The sequence below is a fragment of the Leifsonia sp. SIMBA_070 genome (assembly GCF_046534635.1).
Lineage (GTDB): Bacteria > Actinomycetota > Actinomycetes > Actinomycetales > Microbacteriaceae > Leifsonia.
The window spans coordinates 1-260 of record NZ_JAWRYK010000480.1; the positions used below are offsets into that span (position 1 = coordinate 1).

The following is a 260-nucleotide window of genomic DNA, read 5'->3' on the forward strand; positions in this document are numbered from 1 at the left end:
GCCTGCGGCTTCGCGTCGGCCGCGCACTTCTCGCGCAGCTACCGCCAGCGCTTCGGCCGCGCGCCCTCGGAGGATCGCTAGCTTTTCGCGCCCGCCCGCGACCCCTATGGTGCGTCCATCGCTGACCAGACCGAGACCGCGCCGTGGCGACTTCGACGAGAATCCACCCCGTCATCCTCTCCGGCGGCGCCGGCTCGCGCCTTTGGCCTCTCTCACGCAAGGCCTATCCCAAGCAATTGCTGGCGCTGGACGGCGCGGAG

General features: G+C 70.8%; 2 protein-coding genes. Both read left to right on the forward strand.

Annotated elements, in window-relative coordinates; all coding sequences use genetic code 11:
• The coding region (locus tag SB754_RS21130) for an AraC family transcriptional regulator (protein ID WP_410784301.1) at positions 1-81 on the forward strand (81 nt) is incomplete at its 5' end.
• A 62-nt stretch (positions 82-143) separates the two neighbouring features.
• The coding region (locus SB754_RS21135) for a sugar phosphate nucleotidyltransferase (RefSeq protein ID WP_410784302.1) at positions 144-260 on the forward strand (117 nt) is incomplete at its 3' end.